Source organism: Flavobacterium fructosi, assembly GCF_042787335.1.
GTDB lineage: Bacteria > Bacteroidota > Bacteroidia > Flavobacteriales > Flavobacteriaceae > Flavobacterium > Flavobacterium fructosi.
This window is the reverse complement of the sequence record NZ_JBHZQA010000023.1, coordinates 1-9,263: the sequence shown is the minus strand read 5'-3', so window position 1 is coordinate 9,263 and position 9,263 is coordinate 1. Positions and strand designations below refer to the sequence as shown.

The following is a 9,263-nucleotide window of genomic DNA, read 5'->3' as shown; positions in this document are numbered from 1 at the left end:
TTCATCGTATATTGTGTGAGTCCAGATAAATCTGGTCTCTTTATTTATGTGACTGAAGTTCTAGTGGTTTTTTCAAATCTTTCAATTCTATTACTCTTATTCTTTTGTCTTAAGATCACTCTTAAAACGGCTGTCAATTCAATATGTCTAGGAACGTGTTCTGCTTGTTATAAACTGAATCTTATTTCAGTTTTTTTTGCCTTGTAACTACTCGTTAAAGTGTTTCTCAAAGCGGGTGCAAAAATGCAACTTCTTTTCTTAACTGGCAAGAAATATTTAAAGTTTTTTTTAGAGAAATTTTATCTCTATTTACTTCTTCTTTTCTTATCAGTTTGTCAAGGAACTTACCTGTTTTTGCGGGGTGCAAATGTAGTAAGCGTTTTCTAATCTCACAAGCTTTTTAGAATCTTTTTTTGAAAATAAATTCTCGTTTTCGATTCGTAGTACTTGCCAGTTTATTAAAGAACGTATGCGTTGTTGCGGGTGCAAAAGTAGCACCTTTATACCGTTATTCAAGCTTTTTAATCCCTTTTTTTTGACCTTTTCCTAACATAATCTTTAAGTCGCTGGAAACATGAACCTTAGAACCAAACTATTTTCCTCTCCCCGCCCCCTCCGAAGGAGAGGGTGATGAAATGGATAGGATGAGTGGTAATCATTCTATATTTCGGTAATGAATTCTACATATATATGAAAGCTACAGTGCTATATGATAGCAAATGAATACTTAGAAATGAGATTTATCCTTTGTCAAAATAACAAACTCGATGCAACATGACACCATAGCCCCGATAAAAGCGGCATCCTTTGTGTTTTTTCTTTAAAAACACAAAGATATAGTGGATAGCGGGAAATAGCTCCTAAACAAAACATTCACCCTATACCTATATATAAGGAGTGCCGATTTAGTTTTTACACCTATATAGTAACAAACCTTACATATATATTGTATGTATTTTTGTAATGGTCTATATTTGCATTCTTAAAATAATATACAATGATTAAGATTACTTTGCCCGACGGGTCAGTTAAAGAGTTTGCTCCAGGGGTAACACCTATGGATGTTGCTAAAAGCATTAGTGAAGGATTTGCCAGAAATGTGATTTCGGCTTCTTTTGATGGTACAACTGTGGAAACCACGACTCCTTTGACGACTGACGGCAGTCTTATATTATATACCTGGAATGACGCTGATGGAAAGAAAGCTTTTTGGCATTCGACTTCACATGTGATGGCGCAGGTGCTAGAGGAATTGTACCCAGGGATTAAATTAACTCTTGGGCCAGCAATATCTAATGGGTTTTATTATGATGTAGATTTTGAAGATCAGAAAATCACAGATGCTGACTTTAAAAAAATCGAGGATCGTGTTCTTGAGATATCAAGAGGAAAGCATGAATTCAAATTACGTCCCGTTTCTAAAGCTGAAGCTTTAGAACTATATAAGGACAACGTTTATAAAACAGAGATGATTACCAATCTTGAGGACGGAACGATTACGTTTTGCGATCACGATACGTTTACTGATTTATGTCGTGGTGGCCATATTCCTAATACTGGAATCATCAAAGCGATGAAGATCATGAGTGTTGCCGGTGCCTACTGGCGTGGTGATGAGAAAAACAAACAGCTGACTCGTGTTTATGGAACTTCATTTCCTAAACAAAAGGATTTGACTGAATACTTAGAATTACTTGAAGAGGCTAAGCGTCGCGATCATAGAAAATTAGGTAAAGAACTGGAGCTGTTTGCGTTTTCACAAAAAGTAGGTGCAGGTTTACCATTGTGGCTACCAAAAGGAGCCGCTTTAAGAGATCGATTAGAACAGTTTTTGAAAAAAGCACAGAAAAAAGGTGGATACGAGCAAGTGATTACGCCACACATTGGTCAGAAAGAATTATACGTAACTTCAGGGCATTATGCAAAATATGGTGCTGATAGTTTTCAACCTATAAGCACTCCGGCCGAAGGAGAAGAGTTTTTATTAAAACCAATGAACTGTCCTCATCACTGTGAAATTTATAATGTACGTCCCTGGTCATACAAAGATTTACCGAAGCGTTATGCTGAATTTGGTACCGTTTACAGATACGAACAAAGTGGTGAATTACACGGTTTAACCCGTGTAAGAGGGTTTACTCAAGATGATGCGCATATTTTTTGTACTCCGGAACAACTGGATGAAGAGTTTAAGAAGGTAATTGACTTGGTTCTGTATGTATTTGGTTCATTAGGTTTCGAAAACTTTACTGCCCAAATTTCTTTGAGAGACAAAGAGAATAGAGATAAGTATATAGGTAGCGATGAAAATTGGGAAAAAGCAGAAAATGCGATTATCAATGCCGCCAAAGATAAAAATTTAGACACTGTAGTTGAATATGGTGAAGCTGCTTTCTATGGTCCAAAACTGGATTTCATGGTAAAAGATGCTTTGGGAAGACAATGGCAATTAGGAACGATTCAGGTGGATTACAACCTACCGGAACGTTTTGATTTGACTTATAAAGGATCTGACAACGAATTACACAGACCCGTGATGATTCACAGAGCTCCTTTTGGATCAATGGAACGATTTATTGCTATTTTACTAGAGCATACTGCAGGAAAATTCCCTCTTTGGCTCATGCCAGAACAAGCTATAATCTTGTCTTTGAGTGAGAAATATGAAATATATGCGAAAAAAGTTTTAGATTTGCTAGAAAATCACGAAATTCGCGCCCTCGTAGACAATAGAAACGAGACAATTGGCAAGAAAATTAGGGATGCCGAAATGCAGAAAACCCCGTTTATGTTGATTGTAGGCGAGGAAGAAGAGAAGAATGGTACCATTTCAATCCGTCGTCATGGACAGGAAGGAAAAGGAAATATAAGCGTTACAATAGAAGAATTTGTTGCTATTGTAAACGAAGAGATCAATAAAACATTAAAAGTATTTACAGTTTAACTTAAATTATAAAGTCATAGCAATAAGAAGCAACAGAGGTTACCAACCTCGCGTAGAAAAAAAAGATGCCCACAGAATAAACAGTCTTATTCGTGGTGTACAAGAAGTGAGACTTGTAGGTGAAAATATTGAGCCTGGAGTTTTTAAACTTTCAGAAGCTTTAAGATTAGCGGATCAATTTGAATTGGATTTAGTTGAGATTTCCCCTAATGCTGAACCTCCGGTTTGCAAAATCATGGATTACAAGAAATTTGTTTACGAGCAAAAGAAACGTGATAAAATCCTAAAAGCGAAATCTACACAAGTAGTCGTTAAGGAAATTCGTTTTGGACCTCAAACAGATGAACATGATTATGAATTTAAGAGAAAAAATGCAGAGAAGTTCTTGAAAGAAGGAGCAAAATTAAAAGCTTTTGTATTCTTTAAAGGACGTTCAATCATTTATAAAGATCAAGGTCAGATCTTATTATTGAGATTAGCTACAGATCTTGAAGAGTTTGGTAAAGTGGAAGCGATGCCAGTTCTGGAAGGAAAGAGAATGATTATGTTCATTGCTCCGAAGAAGAAAAAATAAGTCTTAAAGTCAAAAGTCATAAAGTCGAAAGTCATAAGCTGACTTTTAACCTTTTGCCTTTTAAACATTAGACTAAAAATAAGTAAGTAAGAATAAATTAAAACACTAGGAAAAAATGCCTAAAATGAAAACCAAATCTAGCGCCAAGAAACGTTTTAAAGTTACTGGTTCTGGAAAGATTAAAAGAAAGCATGCTTTTAAAAGTCACATCTTGACTAAAAAATCTAAAAAACGTAAATTAGCATTGACACACTCTGCGCTAGTTCACAAAACAGATATGAAAAGCATCAAACAACAATTAAGAATTATATAATTCTTTAGGTTAAAACAATTTAAAATAACCTTGGAGTATGGCTTTTAAGTTCTCTTGATTTAATTCGGGACGCCTGCTACAAAAAAACAATAAAATTATGCCAAGAGCGGTAAATTCAGTTGCTAAAAGAGCAAGAAGAAAAAAAATAATGAAGCAAGCCAAAGGTTTCTTTGGTAGACGAAAAAACGTTTGGACAGTTGCTAAGAACGCGGTAGAGAAAGCAATGTGCTACGCTTACCGTGACAGAAAAGTGAACAAAAGAAATTTCCGTGCATTATGGATTCAACGTATCAACGCTGGAGCTAGATTGGAAGGAATGTCTTATTCACAATTCATGGGTAAAGTAAAAGCTAACGGAATCGAATTGAACCGTAAAGTTCTTGCAGATTTAGCGATGAATCACCCTGAAGCTTTCAAAGCAGTACTTAATAAAGTAAAATAAACGTTTTATCAACTCAATTTAGATTACTTACTTATATAGAAACCTCAATCGAAAGATTGGGGTTTTTTGTTTTTAAAGGCTATTTACAAATTAAGAAAATATACCAATCAGATAACTTTTGTGTTGTAATTAATTTCTGTACTTTCGGTAAATGATTCTAAAGAAACTCCATTTTCCAATTTACATACTACTATTAGACTTTCTTTTTGTCATACAATCTTGCGAAAAAAATACGCAAAAGAATTCTCAGAAGAAACCCGATGTTACAGAGATTAATAGTCTCTTAGCAATTGGTCACAAACATTATGAGAATGAAGAATTTGATAGTTCGTACTACTATTATAACAAAGCAAAATCTCTTGCAGAAATAAAAAAAGATACTTCAAGAATTATTCACTCAATAGGATGGCTGGCGGAAATTCATAGGAATTCTTCGGACTATTCGAGCAGTGAAGCTACAGCTGTCGAAGCACTTCCATTTTTAGAAAACAATGAGAAATACCCCAATGGCAGATGGAATATTTATAATATACTAGGGAATAACTATCTTAGTACTTTTGACAATGACAATGCCCTTTACTATTTCAATAAAGCATTGAATTTAAAAACAGATTCAATTGAACGATATGGCATTAGAAACAATATCGCTTTAGTCTATCTGGCACAAAACAAATTCCACGATGCCATAGAAATTCTTTCTACTCTGACCTCAAAAAAAGAAATCATAGAGGATAAAGAAGCTTTTGCTCGAGTACTAGATAATTTAGGCTATTGCTACTACAAAACAGGAAGCCTAAAAGCACTTGATTATTTAAATCAATCCAAAAAAATAAGAATCCAAGAAAAGAATGACCGAGGACTTATTGGCAGTTATTATCATCTTTCCGAATACCATAAAAAACAGAACATGAATTTGGCTATTAATTATGCTTACTTAGCCTATCAAAAAGCGACAAAAGTAAATCATGTTGATGATCGTTTGGAATGTTTAGAATTTTTAATCCAAAACAGTCCTGGAAATAGATCCAAAGAATTTTCAACACTGTACCTCAAAATAAATGATAGCATTAATAAAGTTAGGCTAAAAGCCAAAAATCAATTTGCTAAAATCAGATACGATTCAACTAAAGAAAAGAACGAAAATCAAAAACTAAAAGCACAAACCATACTACAACAAGAACAACAACATAACAAAAACTTGCTCTTATACTTCGTAGTTGGAGTTATTATAACTATGAGTATTCGTGTTGGTAATTTCCTTGTAGCCAAAAACAAAAGAGAAAAAATAAAAAGCGCGTACAACACCGAGATACGCATTGCTAAAAAACTGCATGATGAACTGGCTAACGATGTTTTCCATACCATGGCTTTTGCAGAAACACAAGATCTATCGACCAATGCGAATAAAGACATATTACTTAGCCACCTTGATACTATATATTCACGAACGCGAAACATTTCTAAAGAAAATAGTTCTATAGAAGCAGGGCCTCTATTTACTTCTAACTTAAAAGAAATGATGTCTGCATTCAACAGCTCTGCAATTAATGTCTTAATCAACGGAATAGATACGATTGACTGGTTAAGTGTAGACAATAATACAAAAATAACAATGTACCGTGTACTTCAAGAATTGCTTGTCAACATGAAAAAACACAGCCAATGCAGTTTAGCAGTACTAATTTTCAAAAAAAATGAAAACAAATTACAAATAGATTATAGTGATAATGGCGTGGGAGCTACGATCGAAGAATTAAATCTAAAAAATGGATTACAAAATATAGAAAACCGTATCCAGTCTATAAAAGGAACAATAACTTTTGAAACAAAATCTGGCAAAGGATTCAAAGTACATATTACATTTCCAATTTAAATATAGTAAATAAAATGTAAAGTTTTAATTGAATAGGTTTGGATGAATTACTATCATTTATGTAAATATTTCTTAATAATACCCGTTGTGTGTAATTAGTTTTTGATGGTAATTTGCGTCATTTTAATTAATTTTCTACAGAAAAACTATATCGAGAACTAGAATAATTACCATTAAAAAAGATTCTCGATACATTTTCTGTTTCGTTTTAATGCACAAAAAGCACTCAAATTACCATTTTTAATAGTTGCGCCCTAATGCTAACTTTAAAAAAACGGAAATAAATTACAAATAGATTACAGTGATAATTGGGTTGGAGCAACATTTGATAAAAAAAATAAAGAAATGAACTATAGAATGTGGAAAACCGTACTCAAGCTATAAAAGGAACTGTTACTTTTGAAACTAAATCTAACAAATGTTTTTAAAGTAACAATACTATTTCCAATATAATCAGAATGACTATGTTTAATAAAGTTTTAATTGCCGAAGATCTAGATACCATAAGCATTGCGGTAATTCAAGCGCTGGAGACATTATCTATTGTAGAGATTCATCATGCTAAATACTGTGACGATGCTTATTTAAAAATTAAAAAAGCACTTCTCGATAATGTCCCCTATGACCTATTGATTAGTGATTTATCATTTAAAACCGACCATAGCAAAAACAAGCTCAATTCTGGTGAAGAACTTATCGAAGCCGTAAAAATTGCGCAACCCGATATCAAGACAATAGTTTTTTCGATAGAAGACAAATCCTTTAGGATACAATCACTATTTAATAATTTAGGCATTAATGCTTACGTTTCGAAAGGGCGTAATAGTATACCAGAACTGCAACACACAATTCAGCGTATTTATGACAATGAAGACAAAATTGTCTCGGCGGAACTATCTCATACGATGCGAGACAAGTCAATTTTTGAAATTGAAGCTTATGACATTTCTCTTTTAAAGTTATTATCTAAAGGTCATATCTTAGATGAAATTGCAGAAAGATTCAAACAGTTAGGCACAACACCCAACAGTACCAGTAGTATAGAAAAACGCATCAATAAACTAAAAGTGTACTTTAAAGCTAGTAATAACGTTCATTTAATTGCCATAGCAAAAGATTTAGGATTAGTTTAAGCACTTTTTATCAATTCTGTATTAATGTACAGATTATAAACTAAACTCAAAGATATTCTGTTTAGTGAATCGGTACACTATTTTTAATTTCCATCAATTACATTTTTTTTCAAAATAATCAACCACTTTACGGTTTCCCGTAAAGAACTTATTTTTTTTGGTTATAAGTTTGCCCTTTAAACTTTAAAATCATCTAAAATGGCCAATTTTACTACTGAAGACTTAGCATTTACAGGATATTCACAAACAGTTGACGTAAGTAATAATCTCACTTACAATGAAATTATAGAACGTATATATCTAGATAAAACTGAAGAATTTGAAGTAGTTCATTTTTGCAACCAATTTTTGCAAAGATATAAGGTACCTCAAACAAAAATAAGTTTTCAAAAAGTAGAAAGTCTATTACAACATTCTATTTTGGAAAATGAAGTTTATAGAGAACAATTATTAGATTGGATTGCTTCTAATTGGGTGAAAATATAATATATCATTGTTTGTAAATTAGAACTGATAGGGAGTCTAACAAACCAATATTTTAATACTTCCATTTTTAACTTTTGCATCTATTCCAGCCGTAAATTTCATTAATTTTTCGAAAATATTTACGGATAAATTAATTCATTTCACTAAAAAAAAAAAAAAATGATTGTAAAAAATGATGCTGTCTTTGAATTACAACTTTTAAAAATAAATAAAAATTCGATAGAAGAAAAATGGGATAAAAAGGTTAATGATTATGAAAATTACGTAAAAGAATATATTAAACATTATAAAAAATCACTAAAAGGAAATTTCAATTCATTATCAAAATACCCATATATGAAAATAAAATGGGAAGCTTTAGGCGTGAAATTAGATAAGGCTCAAAAAAAAGAATTACTAACGAGTAAGCAAATAAAAAAAGTCCTAAAAACTCAGTTGAAAATCGTAACTATTTGCTGCGAATAAACATATCTATTTAAATTATTTAATGAAAAAAATCTTGTTACTACCACTTATCATACTTTTCACGATCACTCCTACACACTCTACAAAAGAAAACAAACATCAAATAATTTACTACAATACGGAGCACTATAAGTATGACGATGAAAGTATCATTAGAAACAATATAAAGTAGCACAAACCGAGGGGCCTAAATACTTATATCTACCTAATAAAAAAAAATATTACCCGCTTTACTATATGTAATACCGTATACTTATCAAATTTGATTATTTTATAATTTTATTACTCCAAATGAGGTTTCCCGTAAGTAAATGCTATTTATTGAAGGTACGTTTGCACTCAATTCAAACCTCTAACAAGTGAATTCGTTAATAATTTTTGATTTACTGTCATCAATACAAATATCAGTAATGTTAATGGGAACAGGTTGCATCATTTATTTATTATATAAAATTTGGAGAAATAAGTAAATTTCAGAGTAAAAGAGAGATTATATGAACCTAGAATTTAACAAAAAATTAATATGATTTTTAAAAATAAACTTGAAGAAATAACCTTAGATAAAGAAGGTATGATTTTAAATTGTAAAGAAAGAGCGCAAAAAGAAATTTTGTTTTCTGAACTGAATGAAATCTATATTACCGTAAATAAAAGGAAACCATTTTCTGAATTTTTAATTATTTTAATATCAGTTTGTATCGCGTCATTTTCTTTTTTGTTTTTACAAACCAATATCATGATAACACTCTCGGTATTACTAATTTTTACACTTGTTGTAAGAATGAGTATTTACAACAGATATGGGGTGAAAATATGCTTAAAAAATGGCGAAATTATTGAAAAAAAGATTGAAGCTAAATCAAAACATGAAATAATAGATATTGTAAATGATGTCAAAAAAGAGATTTATAATTATAAAAGACACTATCCCGTAAAGTGTGTAAGTTAAAAATATAGGGGTTTGACTTTTTAATTAAAGTTGAACCCTTTTTTCAAAAATAGTTAAGAACTGATTTAGTATTAGCCCCCAGTT

At 31.8% G+C, this 9,263-nt stretch carries 9 protein-coding genes; all 9 read left to right on the top strand.

Going from position 1 to position 9,263, the window contains the following annotated elements:
* The first annotated feature begins 997 nt into the window (after positions 1 to 997).
* The 9 genes from thrS to ACFX5D_RS16035 all read left to right on the top strand — a co-directional run bounded on the left by thrS (position 998) and on the right by ACFX5D_RS16035 (position 9,179).
* On the top strand, positions 998 to 2,944 hold the full coding sequence (gene thrS, locus ACFX5D_RS16075; RefSeq protein WP_379859215.1) for a threonine--tRNA ligase: 1,947 nt from the start codon (positions 998 to 1,000) through the stop codon (positions 2,942 to 2,944).
* Positions 2,945 to 2,960: 16 nt separating this feature from the next.
* Positions 2,961 to 3,518, top strand: coding sequence for a translation initiation factor IF-3 (gene infC / locus ACFX5D_RS16070; protein WP_370273076.1), 558 nt, complete (start codon positions 2,961 to 2,963; stop codon positions 3,516 to 3,518).
* Between the two features lie 115 nt (positions 3,519 to 3,633).
* A complete protein-coding gene (rpmI, locus tag ACFX5D_RS16065; protein ID WP_022827375.1) occupies positions 3,634 to 3,831 on the top strand; it encodes a 50S ribosomal protein L35 in 198 nt (65 codons plus the stop codon).
* Positions 3,832 to 3,928: 97 nt separating this feature from the next.
* Complete coding sequence (gene rplT / locus ACFX5D_RS16060; RefSeq protein ID WP_091205336.1) at positions 3,929 to 4,273, top strand: 50S ribosomal protein L20; 345 nt, start codon at positions 3,929 to 3,931, stop codon at positions 4,271 to 4,273.
* 151 nt (positions 4,274 to 4,424) lie between these two features.
* Complete coding sequence (locus ACFX5D_RS16055) at positions 4,425 to 6,146, top strand: tetratricopeptide repeat-containing sensor histidine kinase (RefSeq protein ID WP_379859214.1); 1,722 nt, start codon at positions 4,425 to 4,427, stop codon at positions 6,144 to 6,146.
* 464 nt (positions 6,147 to 6,610) lie between these two features.
* Positions 6,611 to 7,279 carry a DNA-binding transcriptional response regulator gene (locus ACFX5D_RS16050; protein ID WP_379859213.1) on the top strand — a complete coding sequence of 223 codons (669 nt, stop codon included), beginning with the start codon at positions 6,611 to 6,613 and terminating at the stop codon, positions 7,277 to 7,279.
* Positions 7,280 to 7,477: 198 nt separating this feature from the next.
* Positions 7,478 to 7,765 carry a hypothetical protein gene (locus ACFX5D_RS16045; protein ID WP_379859212.1) on the top strand — a complete coding sequence of 96 codons (288 nt, stop codon included), beginning with the start codon at positions 7,478 to 7,480 and terminating at the stop codon, positions 7,763 to 7,765.
* A gap of 159 nt (positions 7,766 to 7,924) precedes the next feature.
* On the top strand, positions 7,925 to 8,230 hold the full coding sequence (locus ACFX5D_RS16040; protein ID WP_379859211.1) for a hypothetical protein: 306 nt from the start codon (positions 7,925 to 7,927) through the stop codon (positions 8,228 to 8,230).
* A 523-nt stretch (positions 8,231 to 8,753) separates the two neighbouring features.
* Positions 8,754 to 9,179, top strand: a complete 426-nt coding sequence (locus ACFX5D_RS16035; protein ID WP_379859210.1) for a hypothetical protein — start codon at positions 8,754 to 8,756, stop codon at positions 9,177 to 9,179.
* Positions 9,180 to 9,263: the final 84 nt, after the last annotated feature.

Bases quoted from the DNA above. Each gene is read 5' to 3' on its own strand.
- thrS (WP_379859215.1), top strand. From the start codon at position 998: ATGATTAAGATTACTTTGCCCGACGGGTCAGTTAAAGAGTTTGCTCCA.
- rpmI (WP_022827375.1), top strand. From the start codon at position 3,634: ATGCCTAAAATGAAAACCAAATCTAGCGCCAAGAAACGTTTTAAAGTT.
- rplT (WP_091205336.1), top strand. From the start codon at position 3,929: ATGCCAAGAGCGGTAAATTCAGTTGCTAAAAGAGCAAGAAGAAAAAAA.
- ACFX5D_RS16055 (WP_379859214.1), top strand. From the start codon at position 4,425: ATGATTCTAAAGAAACTCCATTTTCCAATTTACATACTACTATTAGAC.
- ACFX5D_RS16050 (WP_379859213.1), top strand. From the start codon at position 6,611: ATGTTTAATAAAGTTTTAATTGCCGAAGATCTAGATACCATAAGCATT.
- ACFX5D_RS16045 (WP_379859212.1), top strand. From the start codon at position 7,478: ATGGCCAATTTTACTACTGAAGACTTAGCATTTACAGGATATTCACAA.
- ACFX5D_RS16040 (WP_379859211.1), top strand. From the start codon at position 7,925: ATGATTGTAAAAAATGATGCTGTCTTTGAATTACAACTTTTAAAAATA.
- ACFX5D_RS16035 (WP_379859210.1), top strand. From the start codon at position 8,754: ATGATTTTTAAAAATAAACTTGAAGAAATAACCTTAGATAAAGAAGGT.